The sequence below is a fragment of the Psychrobacter sp. TB20-MNA-CIBAN-0197 genome, assembly GCF_040309765.1.
Lineage (GTDB): Bacteria > Pseudomonadota > Gammaproteobacteria > Pseudomonadales > Moraxellaceae > Psychrobacter > Psychrobacter submarinus.
Window position 1 is genome coordinate 1 of sequence record NZ_JBEOPC010000116.1, and the last position, 437, is coordinate 437.

Annotated in this window: 1 protein-coding gene; it reads right to left on the bottom strand. The window is 34.8% G+C overall.

Annotated elements, in window-relative coordinates; all coding sequences use genetic code 11:
• Positions 1-37: 37 nt before the first annotated feature.
• Positions 38-437, bottom strand: a 400-nt coding sequence (locus tag AAEY83_RS12915; RefSeq protein WP_351059312.1) for a LytR/AlgR family response regulator transcription factor, incomplete at its 5' end; no start/stop codon positions are given.

The window sequence follows — 437 nt, forward strand, 5'->3', positions numbered from 1 at the left end:
GTATTTAAATCAAGGGGAGGTTAATTGCAAGGTAAGCCTAAAGCGAATTTTTTACTAATTTAAGCTCACGGCGGCTCACTGGCAATAACTCACTGCACCCTTGTAGCTCAATCATATGATTGCCATTCGCTTTTGAATGCAAAGCAATTACTTTTTGTTTATTAACCAATGTATTGCGATGAATTCGCAAAATATGTGTAGGAAATTGTAACTCTAATTGTTTTAGACTTTGTTCAAGTAAAGCTTCTCCACCACAGAATATCATTTTGGTATACTTTTCTTCGGCACTAAAATACAAAACATCATTTATATCAACACTGCGTAGAGTACCAGCTAGCTGATAAGAGATTTTTACATTTTGTTGTTTTTGAATATGTACTTTATTTAAGCGCCCGACTTGCTTAAGCACCTTTTGCAATGATTGCTCTGAAATAGGT